Origin of the sequence: Allobosea sp. (assembly GCF_030694325.1) — a bacterium.
Lineage (GTDB): Bacteria > Pseudomonadota > Alphaproteobacteria > Rhizobiales > Beijerinckiaceae > Allobosea.
In genome coordinates this window covers 1-15,706 of the sequence record NZ_JAUXYO010000198.1, presented here as the reverse complement: position 1 = coordinate 15,706, position 15,706 = coordinate 1, and the positions used below count along the sequence as shown (strand labels likewise).

The following is a 15,706-nucleotide window of genomic DNA, read 5'->3' as shown; positions in this document are numbered from 1 at the left end:
CAATGAACGCTTTGACACGCCTCGAGCAGGCCCTCGCCGGCGGCCCCCTGCCCCATGATCTGGTCCAGGTCAGCGGCAGCGTTTCGGAGGTCACGCCGGCGGCGCTGCGCGTTGGCGGCCTCTCGCGCTTCGTGCGGCTGGGCGAGCGCATCGCGCTCTCGACAAATGGCCGCGCGGAACTGGGCGAGGCGATCCGGATCGACCGCGACGGCGTGCTGGTCAAGCCCTTCGCGACGACGGTCGGCGTCGGGCTCGGCGCCCGCGCCAGCCTCGCCGGGCCGCTCGTGCTGCGCCCCTCCCTGGCCTGGAAGGGCCGCGTGATCAATGCCTTCGGCGAGCCGATCGACGACAGCGGCCCCCTGCCGGCCGGCGATGTCGCGATGCCGGTCGAGGGGCCGCCGCCCGAGGCGATGAGGCGGGCGCGGGTGACGCGGCCGATCCGCACCGGCGTCAAGGTCGTCGACCTGTTCACGCCGCTCTGTGCCGGCCAGCGCATCGGCATCTTCGCCGGCTCTGGCGTCGGCAAGTCGAGCCTGCTCTCGATGCTGGCGCGGGCGCCTGGCTTCAGCACCATCGTCATCGGGCTCGTCGGCGAGCGCGGCCGCGAAGTGCGCGAATTCCTCGACGATACGCTGGGCCCGATGCGGGCCCAGGCGGTCGCCGTCGTCTCGACCAGCGACGAGAGCGCGATGATGCGCCGGCTCGCGCCCAACACCGCGATGGCGGTCGCCGAATACTTCCGCGACCAGGGCGAGGACGTGCTGCTGATCCTCGATTCCGTGACGCGCCTCGCCCATGCGGCGCGCGACGTCGCGCTGGCGGCCGGCGAGCCCGCGGTTGCCCGCGGCTATACGCCGAGTGTCTTCAGCACGCTGCCGAAGCTGCTCGAGCGGGCGGGGCCCGGCGTCGAGGGCACCGGCACCATCACCGGGATCTTCTCCGTGCTGATCGACGGCGACGACCACAACGACCCGGTCGCGGATTCGATCCGCGGCACGCTCGACGGGCATCTCGTGCTCGACCGCGCCATCGCCGATCAGGGCCGCTATCCGGCGGTGAACGTGCTTGGCTCCGTCTCGCGCCTCGCCCACCATGTCTGGACGCCGGAGCAGCGCGGGCTGGCATCGCGGATGAAGGCGCTGATCTCGCGCTTCGAGGACACGCGCGACCTGCGTCTGATGGGCGGCTACCAGGCCGGCGCCGATGCCGAGCTCGACAAGGCGATCGTGCTGGTGCCGAAGATCTACGAGGCCCTGCACCAGGAGATGAGCGCGGCGCTCAGCACTGACGCCTTCAAGGATCTGGCGAGTACGCTGCAGGGGTGAGGGCAGCCTCCGCCCAAGTGTCATATCGTTATTGCGAGCGCAGCGAAGCAATCCGGAAGGGCTCGCTCCACGTCCCCTGGATTGCTTCGCTGCGCTCGCAATGACGAGCGGCCGATCTCAGCCGCGCAGCTGGTCCTTGCGGACGTAGTTGAATTCCTTGACCAGCACGTCCTTGACGAGCTCGCCGCCGAGGCGGGCGTTGACCCCGGTCTTGACCGTCTTGAGCAGCGCGTCGATGTCGACGCGCTCCAGCCGGGAGAAATCGACGTTGCCGTTGGAGTAGATCGCCCGCAGCGCCTCGTCGCGGACGTAAGGGTGCGGCTTCACCGTCATCTGGCGCAGCGTGCGGGCATCGGCGGTGAAGACGAACTGCGCCGCGACATAGCCCTGGACCTCGCCATTGGCGATGATCGGGACATGGATCAGCGCCGTCTCCTCATATTCGAGCCCCTCGAAGAAGGGGGTTTCGGCGGCCGGCGGCGTCTCGGCGCGCCAGGTCAAGGCGAGATGGCCCGAGAGCAGCGTGACCCCGCAGACCCAGGCGCCGAGAACGAGCAGGCGCGCCGTGGTCATGAAGCGCGGGCCCGCGGGACCGGCACTGCAGCGAGGCGCGAGGTGGCGGAATAGGTGCCGTCCGATTCGGCGTCGATCAGCGTGCTCGTCATCGCCGAGGCGATCTCGCGCACCGCCTCCAGATGCATGCCGATCGCCATGCGGTTGTGCTCGAGCTTCAGCCGCAGCGTCGACAGGCGCGCGATCAGCGGGCCGTCGCCGGCCTCGCCGCGCATGGCGCGCAGCGCCCGGCTGGCGTCGAGCAGCAGCCGGCTCTTGATCTCGTTGAGGCGGTTGAAGTCGGCGCTGCGCAGGGCCATCAGCTCGCCGGTCTCATGGTCGATCGCCTGTTCGAGGCGGTCGAGCACCGCCCACATGGCGCGCGAGGCGGCGCTGGGGGCGGCGGGCGCCTCCTGCATCGCCACGGGCGGCGGCACCAGCGCGGGCAGCAATGCCGGGATGTCGGCGGGAGCAGGCGCGTCGGACAAGTCGGTCATGGGGTCAGGCCTGTCGGAAATTGGAGCGGGCGACGCCACCGGAGCTCGCCGGCTTGGTCAGGTTGAGAAAGCGCTGCTCGACGGAGAGCGGGATGGCGAGGTCGCGGGCATTGGCGCCGGCGATCCGGCCGTCGAGCAGCTTGTGCGCGGCGGCGACGGCACCGTCGTTGGAGCTCGTGTTGTTGCGGGCGGCGATGGCGGCCTCGACCTTCTCGCGGAGGCCGAGCCCGCCCGCCTTGGCGATCTGGTTGGCGATCTGCTCGGAGAGCATCGAGCGCCAGACGCCGCCGGCGGTGCCGCTGCCGAAATTGTTCGCCGTCGCCTCGGGCATCATCTGCTCGATGAAGGTCTGGATGACCTGCGCCTCGAACTGCTGCATCGTCTTGCCGTTCTTCGACGGGACGACCGGGCTGGCACCATCTAGCTTAGCCGGCGCAAGAGCGGCGAATTTCTCGCGGGCTCCGGCGAGGCCGGGAACGCTCCCGGCCGGCGCCGCCTCGTCCACCGCTGCGGCGAACTGCGTACCGGCGACGCCGGTGCCGAGCTTCTGGAGCCGGTCGACCGCGAGCTGCAGGCGCGCCGGATCGGCGGCGCGGGCCACGTCGAGCACGATGTCGGAGGGAGGAGAAATCGCCATTGTCACCTTCCAGGGTCGTCGAACGATCTGGAGCCGATGATGGCGGATCAGGCTTGTTTCAGGCTTGCGGGCGGCACGCGGGAAGAGGTGTCAGAGCCGGGCGGCGCGCTTGCCCTCGATCGCATCCATGATCTCGACGAGCGCACCGTCTTGGTCGGCCCGCAGCTTCACCTTGCGGACATGGTCGGCGAGGCGGGCGGTGCGCTTCTCGCGGCCCGTCTCGGCGAGCACCTGCCTGCCCTGGACGACTGCCGCCGCTTCCAGCTGCGAGGCCGAGACTTCGGTGCGATGCAGGCGTCTCGCGGTCATGTCGGCGAAGAGCCCGGCCGTCGGCCCCTCGCCGTTGAGCGCCGCGACCAGCGCGCGGGATTCGGCGCGGGCCGCGGCGGCCTGCAACTCGATTGCCTTCTGGCGCCATTCCGCGAGCCTGCGGATGCGCGACTGGATCGACAGCATCCGCTCGATCGCCTTGAGCCGTCTGCCCTGCACGGCCCTCAACCCCGTGCCAGCCAGGAGGAGAAGGCGGTGATGAACAGCTTCAGCGCCTCCGGCCCGGAGAAGTAGAGCAGGAACAGGCCGCCCGCGATCACGAAGGGCAGTGAGATGAAATAGACCGGAATCTGCGGCGTCAGCTTGTTCATCAGGCCGATCGCGAGATTGACGATCACGGCATAGATGATGAAGGGGCTGCCGACGCGCAGCGCGAGATAGAAGGTCTCGGAAGCCCGGTCGGCGATCTGGATCAGCCCGGCCTGAGCGTCGAGCGGCGTGCCCGGCGCGATGCGGGTATAGGAGCCCGCCAGCGCGCGGATGACCTCGGCATGCTGGTTGGTGACGAACATCAGCGTCGCCGCCGTCATGGTGATCAGCGTCACGAAGGGGGCGGAGGCCTCGGCCTCGTCGATCGGCAGGCCCGGCAGCTGGCCGAGGCCGGCGGTCGTCGCCATTGCGGTCGCGATGGTCTGCAGCGCCAGGAAGAAGAAGCGCGCCATCAGCCCGATCAGAGCCCCGGTCATCGTCTCAGCCAGAACGACGCGCAGCAGCGTCGCAGGGCCGGGCGAGACGAGATGGGCGAAGGCCGGCAGCACATAGGGCGCGAGCGCCAGCGTGACGCCGACCGCGATCATCAGCCGGAAGCGGACGGGCACGCGCGGGCTGGAGAAGCCCGGCATCAGCATCAGGCAGGCGCCGATGCGGCAGAAAATCAGGAAGGCATGCAGCACCGTGTCGGGCGTGAACGGCGTCACGAGATGGTGCCCAGCAGGTTGACCTCCAGCCCGCGCGCGATCTCGACATGGGAGAGGACGGGCAGCGCCGGGAAAATGCGCTCGACGATCATGCGCACGTAAGGCCGCGCATCCGGGCTGGTGACCAGCACGAAGCTCTGGCCCTGATCCATGCGGGTACGGATCGCCGTCGTCGCCTCGGCCGCGAACTCCTCGATCAGGCGCGGGTCAATGTCGAATTCGACGACCTCGCCCTTGGCGTCGCGGCGCAGGCTCTCATGGAAGGCGAGGTCCCAGCGGTTGCCGAGCCGCAGCATGTTGAGCACACCGCCCTGGGTGAGGTCGCCGCAGATCTGCTGGGCCATGCGCATGCGCACATGCTCGGCGATCTGCTCGGCGCGGCGGACATGGGGCGCGATCTCGGCGACGACCTCGAGGATGAGGTGGAGATTGCGGATCGAGACCCGCTCGGCCAGCAGCAGGCGCAGCACCGCCTGCAGGCTCGACAGCGACATATGGGCCGGGCAGATCTCGTCCAGCAGTTTCTTGTATTCGGGCCCCAGCCGGTCGAGCAGCGCGCGCATGTCCTTGTAGGACAACAGCTGGCCCAGATTCTTGCGGATCGTCTCGCTGAGATGGGTCAGCAGCACCGAGAGCCGGTCGACCGGCTGCATGCCCTCGCGCCGCACCTCGTTGGCGTAGCTTTCCGAGACCCACATCGCCTTGACGCCGAAGGCGGGCTCGCGGACCTCCTCGCCCGGCAGGTCGGGCAGGCGGCCGTCGCCGACGACGACCAGCATGCTGCCGGGGCGCATCTCGCCGGTGGCGGCGACGGTGCCGTGGATGCGGAACTCGTAATGCTTCGGCGGCAGCGTCAGGCTGTCGGAGAGTTTGATCTCGGGCACGACGAAACCGTATTGCTGCGCGAATTTCTTGCGCATCTTGCCGACGCGATGCGCCAGCTCGCTGTGCGAGGTCAGCATCTCGGCGGCGAGCTGCTTGCCGAGGCTGAGTTCGATCTCGGCGGTGCGCAGCGAGTCCTTGATCGTGTCCTGGCTCTCGCGCGCAGCCTCCTCGGCCTCCATGGCGCGGATTTCCTCGGCGGCCGCGGCGCGTTCGGCGATGCGCTTGGGGATCGTGTAGCCGACGAAGGCCATCACGCCGCCAAGCAGCGCGAAGGGCAGCAGCGGCAGGCCCGGTACCAGCGCCAGGATCGCCATCAGGAAGGAGGCGACGAAGAGGGCGCGGGGATAATGGCCGAGCTGGCCGAGGATCGCCTGCTCGGCCGTGCCGCGGGTGCCGCCCTTGGAGACGAGCAGGCCGGCGGCCAGCGAGACGATCAGCGCGGGGATCTGGGTGACGAGGCCGTCGCCGACCGCGAGCTTGACGAAGACGTCGGCCGATTGGGACAGCGACATGCCGTGGCGGGTGACGCCGATGATGATGCCGCCGAGGATGTTCACGGCGGTGATGATCAGCCCGGCGATGGCGTCGCCGCGGACGAATTTCGAGGCGCCGTCCATCGCGCCGAAGAAGGAACTCTCCTCCTCCAGCTCGTGGCGGCGGCGCTGCGCCTCGGGGGCGTCGATCAACCCGGCCGAGAGATCGGCGTCGATCGCCATCTGCTTGCCGGGGATGGCGTCGAGGGTGAAGCGGGCACCGACCTCGGCGATGCGAGTCGCGCCCTTGGTGATCACGATGAAGTTCACCGTGACGAGGATGACGAAGACGATCAGGCCGATGACGAAGTCGCCGGCAATGACGAAGCGGGCGAAGCCGTCGATGATGTAGCCCGCCGCATGCGAGCCCTCGTTGCCATGCGCGAGGATGACGCGCGTCGTGGCGATGTTGAGGGCGAGCCGCAGCATCGTCGCGACCAGCAGGATGGTCGGGAAGGAGGAGAATTCGAGCGGCTTCTTGATCCAGAGCGCCACCATCAGGATCAGCACCGAGAGCGCGATCGAGAGCGCCAGGCCGAGATCGATCAGGAAGGCCGGGATCGGCAGGAACAGGATCGAGAGGATGGCGACGATGCCGACGGCGAAGCCGATGTCGCGGCGGCTGGCCGGAGGTTCGTCCGGCAGCGCCTTCGGCGCGACCTTGCCGGTGATGAGTGTGGGCGTGGCCATCCTGGCACCCTGTCCTGTCGTCGGAGATGCGCGCGCGTCGGCGCGGTCAGAAGCCGCGCTCGATGCGCCCATAGACGCGCTCGGTGAAGGCGAAGACCTGTGCGCCGGTGAAGGCACCGGTCGTCGCCATCACGATCAGGATGACGACGATCTTCGGCACGAAGGTCAGCGTGGCCTCCTGCACCTGCGTCAGGGCCTGCATCAGCGCGATCATCAGGCCGATCGCCATCGCGGCGGCCACGGCGGGACCCGCGCCGACGATGATCGCCCAGACGGCGTCGCGCATCAGGTCGAGAGCGTCGGCCTCGTTCACGCGGATCGCCTCAGGCTTGCGTCGTGGCGGGCTTCAGCGCCGCGATGCCGGCGATGATCTGGTCGAGCTTGGCATTGGTCGAGACCGACTGCTCGACCTGGGAGAGCGCCGCGAATTGCTGGACATATTGCGCCGGATCGGTCGGGTTGGTCGGGTCCTGGTTCTTGGCCTGGGCGATCAGGAGCTGCAGGAAGGTGTTGTAGTCGCCCATGGCGCTCTTGGCGCTCGTCGAACTCGACGTCGTGCTCGTCGTGGTGGTCTGGATGCTGCTCACGTCCATGATCGGCTCCGCCGGGTTCGGGGTGGCGGCCCGCCGATGGCGGCGGACCCGGTGTCGTCAGGCGAGCGCGGCCTCGCGCCGCAGGGGCGCGACGGCTGCAGCGCTCACCGTCGCCGGCAGGCTAGGCTCGCTGGCCTGCCCGGAGCTTGCGAGGATGGCGGCTTCCGCCGGGTAGAGCGCCCGCAGCTGCTTCAGCGCCTCGAAATGGCGCTCCTCCGCGATCAGCCGATCGACCGCCTGGAGCCCGACAAGCACGGTCGCATCCTCGAAGATGCAGGCGGTCGTCATCAGCATGCGGTCGAACAGCAGCCGGGCGGCGCCGGCGTTCTTCGGGTCGATCAGCATGGTCTGGACGACGAAGTAGAGCTGCCGAAGCGGCGTCGTCGTCTCGTCGGGCTGGATGACATGGGTCTCGAGCAGGAAGGTCGCGTCGTTCATCAGCTCGAGGCTGACCTTGCGGTCGAAGCGCAGGATCGCCCCGTTGACGTAGATCTTCTCGTTGGCGCGCAAAGAGAGGTTCATCGGCTTGCCCTTCCTCCGGTTCAGGCGAGGCTGTCGCGGATCATCTTGTTGACGTCGATGACCGACTCGAAATCGTCCGACTGGCCGAGTCGCAGCGCCTCGCCCTGGCGCAGGGCGAAGAGGCCGATCGAGATCAGCGAGGCGCGCAGGCTCTCGGGAAGGCCGTTCTCGGCGCTGCCGAGATCCTCGATCAGCAGCGTCCAGAGCCGGCGCAGGAAGCCGACCGCCTCGATCGTCTCGGGCGAGGCCGCCCCGGTCGGGCGCGCTTCCTCGAGCAGGGTCACGGCGTGGTCGAGCGCGCGCCATTCCTGGGCGCGGGCGAGGGCGTAATCATCCGCGGCCATGGCCGCATAGGAGCTCTGATACATCGGGCGTCTCCGGATTGGTGGACGAGAGGGCGTGGGCGCGCAGCCGCCCGGTGGCGCCGGCGGAACCGGCGTGCGCGGAGAGGGCGGATGGCGGAGCGCCCGGCGGCGTGGAACGGCCGGGCGCGGGATCAGCTCATGTACTTCAGGATGTTGAGCTGCTGGATCCTGACGGTGAGCGCATAGGCGGTGTCGAGCTGCGTCGTCAGATCAGTGACGCGGACATTCGCCTCGTAGGGATCGACGTTCTCGAAGGCCTGGATCTGCTTGGCGACGATGTCGCGCTGGATGGTGAGACGCTCGCTCGAGACCTTGACGCGCTCCTCGATGGCGCCGAGCTGCGCCTGCGTCGCGGTGAGGCCGAGGATCGCCTTGTTGACGCTCTCGATCGCACCATCGACGATCGCGCGGAAGGCGTTGGTGTTGAGGTTCTCGATGCCGAGGTCGTAGGCCATGGTGTAGGCCATGGCGAGGTCGCGCATGGTCTGCGTGTTGGCGTTGGTCGAGACCTCGACGACCTCGCTCAGCGAGATGCGGCCGGTCATGTTCTGATCGAGCGCCGTCGACCAGTTCGTGCCCCAGGCGGGGTTGGCGAACTCCGCCGGCAGCACCGTCTGCAGGAAGGTCGTCATGTCCGCCTGGCTGATGTCGGCTGCGGCCGGCGCGTCCTGGGCGAAGCCGAAATAGCCGGCGAAGGCGGCGTCGATCGCGGCCTTGTTCCCCGAGGCCGGCGTGGCGAAGTAATCCGTCACGGGGCGCTGCTGCGTGTTGATGCCGGCGAAGAGGAACTGCCCGCTGGAGGAGGCGTTGAGCGAAGCCGTCAGGGCCTGAAGGTTGTTCTTCGCCTCCGACTTCAGCACCGCGGCGCCCTTGTCGCCATCGCGGACGCTGATCAGCGTGGCGAGGAACTGCTCGGCGGTCTCGCGCATGCCGTCGAGCGCCTTCTGCGTCACTTCGAGCCGCGAGGCGACGAGGCCGTTGGTATCGACGATGCCGTTCAGCCGGTCGTACTGATCGCGCAGGCCGACCGTCTTGCCGGTGCTGCCACCCAGCTTCAGGCCGATATCGGCATGGCGCAGCGTGGTCGATTCCTTGGTGGCGTCGGCGAGGCTGTCGCGGGCCTTCGCGACGGCGTTGCGCAGCGTGCCGGAGAGCGAATAGTTCGAGATGAAGCTCGTTTTCATGGTGTCACCTCACGGCCTGCAGCAGCGCCTCGAGCATCCGGTCGATGGTCGAGATCAGCGTCGACGAGGCGTTGAAAGAGCGCTCCAGCTCCATCATCAGCGTCATCTCCTCGTTGATGTCGACGCCGGTGACGTTGGAGAGCGCGGCGGTCGTGCGCTGGAGCAGCGCCGTCTCGTAGCCGAGCGTCTGCGTCGAGGTCTGGCGTTTGGCCTCGAGCCAGCCGACCGAGGAGCCGGCGAAGCCGACCAGGGTGTTGGTCGGGTCGGCGCCGGTCGCGGGGTCGAAGGTGCGGCTCGTGCCGAGCGCGGTCAGCAGCCCCTGGATTCGGTCGGGGAAGCCGGCGGCGCCGCTGGCGTTGTAGCTGTAATTGGGATCGAGCGGGTCGGAGATGCCGCCATCGCGCAGCCGGTCGAGATTGCCGCCCTGGGACGGGTCGGCATTGGCGTTGATGCGGATCGCTCCGGCGAGCCCCGCCACCGTCACGCCGGTCGCCGGAATGGCGGCGGGACCGGGCGGCGGGCCATAGGTGAAGAGGCCGGCCTGGTCCGGCCCGACACCGGTCTGGTCGCTCTCGGCGAAGACCTCGATCAGCCCGCGGGCGATCTCGTCGAGCTGGATCTGATAGGTGACGGTGATCTCGTCTCGGACGATCGAGGAACCGTAGATCTGGCCCGATTTGATCGGCATGATCGCGTTGGGGCCGGTCACCGGCACGCCGTCGACATAGACGGCGTTGCCGGCCGTCCCGGCACCGAGCGCGTAGCTCGGCGCCATCGTGACGCTGCGCGGGACCGTCTCGAACAGGGTCACGCCGCCATCGGTGTAGATCACCATGTCGTTGTTCGGGCGGGTCACGACGCTGATGCCCATCTCTTCCGAAAGCTGGGAGAGGATGCGGTCGCGCGTGTCGAGTTGATCGGTGACGTCGGCACCGGACTGGCTGCCCTTGACGATGGCGGTGTTGGCCGCCTCGAATTCCCGGAGCAGGCCGTTCACCCGCTCGACGCCCAGCGCCATGTCGGCATCGGCCTGGAGTCGCACCGTCCGGACGGTCTCGCTGGCCTCGTTGAGACTGCGGACCATCTCGGTGGCCTTGGTCAGCACGTTCTGCGCGAGCAGCGGATCGTCCGGCGTCACGCCGTATTGCTGCAGGGCATTGGTCAGGCTGCCGAGCTTCGCCGCCAGCGACTGGTCGAGCTCGGGGTCGTTGATCGTGGCCTCGAGCTGGTCGAGTGCTTCGACGATCGCCTGCTGGCCGGACGTCGCCGCGGTCGCGCCGAGCTTCGCGGAAAACAGCACGGAATCCATCGCCCGGCTGACCGAAGCGACCCTGACCGCACCGCCATAGGTGGTGACGAGGGTGCCGGCCTTGCGATTGTAGTTGGGATTGTCCGCCCCGGCGACGTTGCGCGAGAGGATGGACGTCTGGGTCGAGGTCGCGGTCAGGGAGGACTGCGCCACGTTCAGGGCGGATGACAGGCTCATGGGGGCGTCCCCGTCTCTCTTTCGGCTGAACTCAGCGCTTCAGGTTGACCAGGACGTCGAGGATTTCCGACCCGGTCTGGAAGACCTTCGAATTCGCCGTGTAGCTGCGCTGTGACTCGATCATCGCCGTCAACTCGGTGGCGAGGTCGACATTCGACTGCTCGAGCGCTCCCGACCGGATCGAGCCGAAGCTGCCGCTCTCGGGGAAGCCGACGATGACGTCGCCGGATTTGTTGTTGACCGAATACACGTTGCCCGAAACCGGCGTCAGCTGATCCGGGCTCGGCACGGTGGCCAGCGGGATGCGGTAGGTCGCGCGCCGCGCTCCGTTCTCGAAGACGGCGTAGACGGTGCCGTCATCGGCGATGTCCACGCTCTCGACCGCGCTCGGCGCGTTGCCGTCCACGGCGAGTTCCAGCGCGGTCTCGCCGGTGGCGACCTGCGAAACCTGGCTGAAGTCGATCGTGGCGGTCGCGCCGCCGGGAATGGCGACGGTGAAATTCGCCGGCGCCGTGGTGAGCTGGCCGGTCGGCCCGAAGGCCAGAGCGACGTTGGCGAGCGGGCCGCCCGCATAGGGGAATCCGCCGGCGGTCGCACCGGCCTGGTCGAAGACGACCGCCTGCCAGGCGTCGGGCGCCGTGCCGGTCTTGGCCATGTAGACGTCGAGGAACTGCTTGTTGCCGAGATTGTCGTAGGTGACGATCGAGGCCTTGCTCGAATAGGTGCTGCCGGCGACGTTGTCGGAAGGAAGCGTGCCCGGCGCGATCACCGCGGCATTGGAGTCGAGCACGCCCTTGAGCGTCCCGCTGACCGTCGGATTCGCCTCATAGGCGACATTGGCGAGGTTGATGCGCTCGAGCCCGTCGAGGCTGTTGGCGACGACCGTCGGGTCGCCGTTCTGGATCGGGTAGCCCATCAGGTAGAAGCCGGCCGAATTGACCAGCTCCTGGCTGCCGTTCTTCACGAAGGCGCCGGCGCGGGTCATGTAGGGCGTTCCGCCCGCATCGGTGACGATGAAGAAGCCGTTGCCCTTGATCGCGAGGTCCGTCTTCGAGGTCGAGCCCATGATCAGGCCCTCGTCGGAAATCGCGTAGCGTGTCGTCGTCTCGACGCCGCCGGAATTGTATTCGCTGTGGTTCCCTTCCGAGATCAGCGAGGAAAATTCGGTCGAGGCGCGCTTGTAGCCGACGGTGTTGACATTCGCGATGTTGTCGCTGACGGCGCCCAGCTTGCTGCCTTGGGCGGCCATTCCGGAGACGCCGGTCCGCATGATCCCGAAAATGCTCATCTGCCGATCTCCAAGCCAAGCTTTCGAGGCTCATCTGATCTGGCGTTGCTTGCCCGAAGCTTTCGCACGAAGCGCGTCGCAATTGAGTCAATTTAGACAGATACTTGACGACGAATACGATCGCTCTCGACTCCTTATACTATAGGGACATCTGCGTGCGGCGAGTCGCCGCCTGCGGAGGGCGTTCAACGTCTCGCTCGGCAAGGAAGCAGGCGCGCGGACGCCGTTGGAGTCGAACTTGTCGACGGCTAAATCTCGATGGTTAAAAGATCGTATAGGCTTTCTCATAAATCCGTATAACGGTCTTTAACTCAGGTTTCCACAGTGTTTCATCTCATGTCTCAACATCCGATTCATGCGTTGACCATGACGAAGACGATCCCTAGCGTCAGACTGCTTCCAGCTCTTTGCGAGGGGGCTGTACCGATGCTGGGGGGTATCAATGTATATCGTCATCGATGACCGCGTTCTCGTCACCGAAGGATATCAGTCTCTGTTTACTGGCGAGGGCGTACCGGCGATCGGATTCACGCCGTCGCGATTCCAGGAATGGGTCGAGGACACCTCGGCCGACCATCTCAACAGCGTCGAGGCGTTCCTGATCGGCGACTGTGCCGAGCGCTCGACCTTCCCGACGATGATCCGCCGCCGCTCGCAGGCGCCGGTGATCGCCATGAACGAAGCCTCCTCGCTCGAAAAGACGCTGGAACTCTTCGCTGCCGGCGTCGACGACGTGGTCCGCAAGCCCGTCCATGTCCGCGAGATCCTGGCGCGGGTGAATGCGATGCAGCGTCGGGCCGAGAAGCGTCGCTCAAGCGACGAAGAGGTCACGGTCGGCGAGATCAAGGTCCATTTCGACGGCAGCGATCCCGAAGTCGCGGGCGAGTTGATGGCGCTGCCGCGCCGCGAACGTCGCATCCTGGAATTCCTGATGCGCCACCGCGGACGCTGGGTCACCAAGACGCAGGTCTTCAACGCGGTCTATGGCCTGTTCGATGCCGAAGTCGACGAGGCCGTGGTCGAGAGCCATGTCAGCAAGCTGCGCAAGAAGCTGCGGGCCAAGCTCGGCTACGACCCGATCGATTCCAAGCGCTACCTCGGCTACACGATCTCCTGACATGCGCCCCGGCCGCAGGGCCGGGGTGGCCCTTCCTGACGGTTTCCAGCAGTCTTCGATCCCGCTTCATCTCTTTAGGGTCCGCCGCGACCAGCTTCACGCAAGTCAATCCTCCTAGTGTCGTCTAATCACGACAACGGAGGCTTCCCGTGGAGCCCATCCATCTCTTCGATCTCGCTGCCAAGCAGTCTCAATGGCTCGCCGTTCGACAGAACGCCGTCTCGCAGAACATCGCGAATGCCAATACGCCGCGCTACACTGCTGTTGATGTCGAGCCTTTCGAGGCGGTGGTGCGCAAGACCACGCTGTCGCTGGCAGCGACCGCGCCCAACCATATCAGTTCGACCCCGGCCGAGGCGCTGACCGCCCGTCCGCGCAAGTCGGACAGCTGGTCCACCGTGCATTCCGGCAATTCTGTCAGCCTCGAGCAGGAAATGCTCAAGGCGGGCGAGATCAGCCGCAACCACGCGTTCACGACCAACATCGTGCGCAGCTTCCACCGGATGATGATGACCGCGATCAAGGGCTGACCAGCCTCGCGCAAGCATTCGTCGCTCGAATACTGTCCAGAGTGAGGACAAATCCATGATCGACCCCCTCGACGCTTCGATGAAGATCGCCGGTGCCGGCCTGCAGGCCCAGTCGACGCGGGTGCGCGTCGTCTCGGAGAACCTGGCCAACGCCCAGGCCACGGGCACGACCCGCGGGGCCGATCCCTATCGCCGCAAGACCGTGACCTTCGAGAGCGCGATGAACCGGGCGCTGGGCGTCTCGCTCGTCAAGATCAAGGGCGTCGGCGTCGACAAGGCGCCCTTCCGCGTCGAGTTCGAGCCGAGCCATCCGGCCGCCGACGAGAAGGGCTACGTCAAGATGCCCAATGTCTCGCTGCTGCTCGAAATGGCCGACATGCGCGAGGCGAACCGCTCCTACGAGGCAAACCTGCAGATGATCAAGCAGGCGCGCTCGATGCAATCCATGACCATCGATCTTTTGAGGAACGGCTGATGCTCAACGCGATTTCCGCTCTCGCGCCGGTCGCGAGCCAGGTCACCCAGGGGCTGTCGGGCCTCGGAGGCGCCAGCCTGCGCCAGGGCGCGGCCGCTGCGGCGGGCGCGGCCCAGCCCGGCGCCGATTTCGGCTCCGTCTTCGCCAATGTCGCGCAGAACTTCGTCGACAAGCTCGCCGAGGGCGAGAGCCAGGCGGTCGCCGGTATCCAGGGCAAGGCGGCCGTTCAGGACGTCGTCCAGGCCGTGATGTCGGCCGAGCAGTCGCTGCAACTCGCCATGGCGATGCGCGACAAGGTCGTCGGCGCCTACCAAGAATTCATGCACATGGCGATCTGAGGAACGAAGCCGATGAAAGTCCTCGCCATCGCGGCCACCGGCATGAGCGCACAGCAGCTCAATGTCGAGGTCATCGCCAACAACATCTCCAACATCAACACGACGTCCTTCAAGCGGGCGCGGCCGGAGTTCACCGACCTGCTCTACCAGACCGAGCGCTCGCGCGGCGTGCCCAATCGCGGCGGCGACGGCTCGATCCCCGAGGGCGCCTCGCTCGGGCTGGGCGTGCGGGCGGCGGCGATCCGCAACCTGCACATCCAGGGCGCGATGACGCAGACCGGCAACCGGCTCGACCTCGCCATCGACGGGCGCGGCTGGTTCAAGGTGACGGCGCCGGAGGGCGAGACGCTCTATGCCCGCGCCGGCACCTTCAACACCAATGCCGACGGCGACATCGTCACGGCGGACGGCTATCTGCTCGATCCGGCGATCCGGGTCCCCGCCGATACGGTCGACGTCACCGTCAACGAGTCCGGGCTGGTGCTCGCCAAGATCCCGGGCGAGGTGCAGCCGCGCCAGCTCGGCCAGATCACGCTGGCGAATTTCGCCAATGATGCCGGGCTCGAGCCGCTCGGCGGCAATCTCTATCGCGAGACCGTGGCCTCGGGGCAGCCGAATGACGGCAACCCGACCGCGATCGGCTTCGGCAAGCTGCGCCAGGGCTATCTCGAGGCGTCGAACGTCGATCCGGTGAAGGAGATCACGGCGCTGATCGCGGCGCAGCGCGCCTATGAGATGAACGCCAAGGTCATCACCGCCGCCGACCAGATGGCCGGCACCGTCTCCAACGGCATCCGGTGAGGCGCGCCATGGCCGGCAAGACGCTCCGCTCTCAGGGCCTCGCGGCGGCCGTGCTCGCCGCTGTTATCGGCCTGCTCGCGACCGGGCCGGTCCAGGCCAACCCGGCGGCGGTGACGCTGCCGGTCCCGGCGGTCACGCTCTATCCGGGCGACGTCATCGCCGATGTGCATCTGGTCGACCGCGCCTTCCGGGTGGCCGGGCGGGTGGCGGTGGACAACCGGCTCGCTTTGGTCGGCAAGGTCGTGCGGCGCACGCTGCTGCCGGGCCACCCGATCCCGCTCAACGCGGTCGACGATCCCAAGGTGGTGCGCCGCGGGGTGCCGACCCAGGTCGTGTTCCGCGAGAGCGATCTCGTCATCACCGGCATCGTCGAGCCGATGGCGTCGGCCTCGGTCAACGAGATGGTGAAGGCGCGCAATCCCGATACCGGGCTGATCGTGATCGGCGTCGTCCAGGCGGATGGCACGATCCGCGTCGGGAGCGAATGATGACGCTCGCCTCGCGACTGATCGTTTGCCTCTGCGCGCTCGCCATGGCGCTGACCGGCGCCGCGCCGGCCCGTGCCTCGGTGCGGATCAAGGACATCGCCGGGCTGCAGGGCGTGCGCGACAACCAGCTCGTCGGCTACGGGCTCGTCATCG

At 67.5% G+C, this 15,706-nt stretch carries 21 protein-coding genes; 8 read left to right on the top strand and 13 right to left on the bottom strand.

Annotated features, from left to right (window positions below; translation table 11 throughout):
- Positions 1–2 precede the first annotated feature (2 nt).
- Positions 3–1,325 carry a flagellar protein export ATPase FliI gene (gene fliI / locus Q8M82_RS12645; RefSeq protein WP_305691702.1) on the top strand — a complete coding sequence of 441 codons (1,323 nt, stop codon included), beginning with the start codon at positions 3–5 and terminating at the stop codon, positions 1,323–1,325.
- Between the two features lie 117 nt (positions 1,326–1,442).
- On the opposite strand, the gene Q8M82_RS12640 is transcribed toward fliI, so the two are convergent.
- From Q8M82_RS12640 to Q8M82_RS12580, 13 genes are all read right to left on the bottom strand, one after another.
- On the bottom strand, positions 1,443–1,898 hold the full coding sequence (locus Q8M82_RS12640) for a hypothetical protein (RefSeq protein WP_305691701.1): 456 nt from the start codon (positions 1,896–1,898) through the stop codon (positions 1,443–1,445).
- Entirely contained in the window at positions 1,895–2,374 is a 480-nt protein-coding gene (locus tag Q8M82_RS12635; RefSeq protein WP_305691700.1) for a hypothetical protein, read from the bottom strand. Before Q8M82_RS12635 ends, Q8M82_RS12640 begins: the two co-directional genes overlap by 4 nt.
- Before the next feature lie 4 nt (positions 2,375–2,378).
- A complete protein-coding gene (locus Q8M82_RS12630; protein WP_305691699.1) occupies positions 2,379–3,011 on the bottom strand; it encodes a rod-binding protein in 633 nt (210 codons plus the stop codon).
- Between the two features lie 90 nt (positions 3,012–3,101).
- A complete protein-coding gene (locus Q8M82_RS12625) occupies positions 3,102–3,500 on the bottom strand; it encodes a hypothetical protein (RefSeq protein ID WP_305691698.1) in 399 nt (132 codons plus the stop codon).
- Between the two features lie 5 nt (positions 3,501–3,505).
- The gene (fliR, locus tag Q8M82_RS12620; RefSeq protein ID WP_305691697.1) at positions 3,506–4,258 is read right to left on the bottom strand and encodes a flagellar biosynthesis protein FliR; all 753 of its coding nucleotides are present in this window, start codon (positions 4,256–4,258) and stop codon (positions 3,506–3,508) included.
- A complete protein-coding gene (gene flhA, locus Q8M82_RS12615; RefSeq protein WP_305691696.1) occupies positions 4,255–6,366 on the bottom strand; it encodes a flagellar biosynthesis protein FlhA in 2,112 nt (703 codons plus the stop codon). The genes fliR and flhA overlap by 4 nt, the downstream gene beginning before the upstream one ends.
- A 46-nt stretch (positions 6,367–6,412) precedes the next feature.
- Positions 6,413–6,679, bottom strand: coding sequence for a flagellar biosynthetic protein FliQ (locus Q8M82_RS12610; protein WP_305691695.1), 267 nt, complete (start codon positions 6,677–6,679; stop codon positions 6,413–6,415).
- Positions 6,680–6,689: 10 nt separating this feature from the next.
- Positions 6,690–6,959, bottom strand: a complete 270-nt coding sequence (locus Q8M82_RS12605) for a flagellar hook capping FlgD N-terminal domain-containing protein (protein ID WP_305691694.1) — start codon at positions 6,957–6,959, stop codon at positions 6,690–6,692.
- A gap of 57 nt (positions 6,960–7,016) precedes the next feature.
- A complete protein-coding gene (flbT, locus tag Q8M82_RS12600) occupies positions 7,017–7,481 on the bottom strand; it encodes a flagellar biosynthesis repressor FlbT (RefSeq protein WP_305691693.1) in 465 nt (154 codons plus the stop codon).
- 20 nt (positions 7,482–7,501) lie between these two features.
- Entirely contained in the window at positions 7,502–7,849 is a 348-nt protein-coding gene (gene flaF / locus Q8M82_RS12595; protein ID WP_066723994.1) for a flagellar biosynthesis regulator FlaF, read from the bottom strand.
- 128 nt (positions 7,850–7,977) lie between these two features.
- Positions 7,978–9,030 carry a flagellar hook-associated family protein gene (locus Q8M82_RS12590; RefSeq protein WP_305691692.1) on the bottom strand — a complete coding sequence of 351 codons (1,053 nt, stop codon included), beginning with the start codon at positions 9,028–9,030 and terminating at the stop codon, positions 7,978–7,980.
- A 4-nt stretch (positions 9,031–9,034) separates the two neighbouring features.
- Positions 9,035–10,516, bottom strand: a complete 1,482-nt coding sequence (gene flgK / locus Q8M82_RS12585) for a flagellar hook-associated protein FlgK (RefSeq protein WP_305691691.1) — start codon at positions 10,514–10,516, stop codon at positions 9,035–9,037.
- Between the two features lie 31 nt (positions 10,517–10,547).
- Positions 10,548–11,804: a flagellar hook protein FlgE gene (locus Q8M82_RS12580; RefSeq protein WP_305691690.1), complete on the bottom strand. Its 1,257-nt coding sequence runs from the start codon at positions 11,802–11,804 to the stop codon at positions 10,548–10,550.
- A 442-nt stretch (positions 11,805–12,246) separates the two neighbouring features.
- Here Q8M82_RS12580 and Q8M82_RS12575 point away from each other — a divergent pair, with 442 nt between their 5' ends.
- The 7 genes from Q8M82_RS12575 to Q8M82_RS12545 all read left to right on the top strand — a co-directional run.
- A complete protein-coding gene (locus Q8M82_RS12575; protein WP_305691689.1) occupies positions 12,247–12,921 on the top strand; it encodes a response regulator transcription factor in 675 nt (224 codons plus the stop codon).
- A 149-nt stretch (positions 12,922–13,070) separates the two neighbouring features.
- Positions 13,071–13,451, top strand: a complete 381-nt coding sequence (gene flgB / locus Q8M82_RS12570) for a flagellar basal body rod protein FlgB (RefSeq protein WP_305691688.1) — start codon at positions 13,071–13,073, stop codon at positions 13,449–13,451.
- 55 nt (positions 13,452–13,506) lie between these two features.
- Complete coding sequence (gene flgC / locus Q8M82_RS12565; protein WP_069053030.1) at positions 13,507–13,926, top strand: flagellar basal body rod protein FlgC; 420 nt, start codon at positions 13,507–13,509, stop codon at positions 13,924–13,926.
- Entirely contained in the window at positions 13,926–14,264 is a 339-nt protein-coding gene (locus Q8M82_RS12560; RefSeq protein ID WP_305691687.1) for a flagellar hook-basal body complex protein FliE, read from the top strand. The genes flgC and Q8M82_RS12560 overlap by 1 nt, the downstream gene beginning before the upstream one ends.
- Before the next feature lie 12 nt (positions 14,265–14,276).
- The gene (gene flgG / locus Q8M82_RS12555) at positions 14,277–15,065 is read left to right on the top strand and encodes a flagellar basal-body rod protein FlgG (protein ID WP_305691686.1); all 789 of its coding nucleotides are present in this window, start codon (positions 14,277–14,279) and stop codon (positions 15,063–15,065) included.
- 8 nt (positions 15,066–15,073) lie between these two features.
- The gene (gene flgA, locus Q8M82_RS12550) at positions 15,074–15,553 is read left to right on the top strand and encodes a flagellar basal body P-ring formation chaperone FlgA (protein ID WP_305691685.1); all 480 of its coding nucleotides are present in this window, start codon (positions 15,074–15,076) and stop codon (positions 15,551–15,553) included.
- Positions 15,553–15,706: flagellar basal body P-ring protein FlgI (locus Q8M82_RS12545; RefSeq protein WP_371126339.1), on the top strand; the 154-nt coding region annotated here is incomplete at its 3' end. The genes flgA and Q8M82_RS12545, both read left to right, overlap by 1 nt.

Coding starts and splice junctions, on each gene's coding strand:
- fliI (WP_305691702.1), top strand. CDS start 3: ATGAACGCTTTGACACGCCTCGAGCAGGCCCTCGCCGGCGGCCCCCTG.
- Q8M82_RS12640 (WP_305691701.1), bottom strand. CDS start 1,898: ATGACCACGGCGCGCCTGCTCGTTCTCGGCGCCTGGGTCTGCGGGGTC.
- Q8M82_RS12635 (WP_305691700.1), bottom strand. CDS start 2,374: ATGACCGACTTGTCCGACGCGCCTGCTCCCGCCGACATCCCGGCATTG.
- Q8M82_RS12630 (WP_305691699.1), bottom strand. CDS start 3,011: ATGGCGATTTCTCCTCCCTCCGACATCGTGCTCGACGTGGCCCGCGCC.
- flhA (WP_305691696.1), bottom strand. CDS start 6,366: ATGGCCACGCCCACACTCATCACCGGCAAGGTCGCGCCGAAGGCGCTG.
- Q8M82_RS12605 (WP_305691694.1), bottom strand. CDS start 6,959: ATGGACGTGAGCAGCATCCAGACCACCACGACGAGCACGACGTCGAGT.
- flbT (WP_305691693.1), bottom strand. CDS start 7,481: ATGAACCTCTCTTTGCGCGCCAACGAGAAGATCTACGTCAACGGGGCG.
- flaF (WP_066723994.1), bottom strand. CDS start 7,849: ATGTATCAGAGCTCCTATGCGGCCATGGCCGCGGATGATTACGCCCTC.
- Q8M82_RS12590 (WP_305691692.1), bottom strand. CDS start 9,030: ATGAAAACGAGCTTCATCTCGAACTATTCGCTCTCCGGCACGCTGCGC.
- flgK (WP_305691691.1), bottom strand. CDS start 10,516: ATGAGCCTGTCATCCGCCCTGAACGTGGCGCAGTCCTCCCTGACCGCG.
- Q8M82_RS12580 (WP_305691690.1), bottom strand. CDS start 11,804: ATGAGCATTTTCGGGATCATGCGGACCGGCGTCTCCGGAATGGCCGCC.
- Q8M82_RS12575 (WP_305691689.1), top strand. CDS start 12,247: ATGTATATCGTCATCGATGACCGCGTTCTCGTCACCGAAGGATATCAG.
- flgC (WP_069053030.1), top strand. CDS start 13,507: ATGATCGACCCCCTCGACGCTTCGATGAAGATCGCCGGTGCCGGCCTG.
- Q8M82_RS12560 (WP_305691687.1), top strand. CDS start 13,926: ATGCTCAACGCGATTTCCGCTCTCGCGCCGGTCGCGAGCCAGGTCACC.
- flgG (WP_305691686.1), top strand. CDS start 14,277: ATGAAAGTCCTCGCCATCGCGGCCACCGGCATGAGCGCACAGCAGCTC.
- flgA (WP_305691685.1), top strand. CDS start 15,074: ATGGCCGGCAAGACGCTCCGCTCTCAGGGCCTCGCGGCGGCCGTGCTC.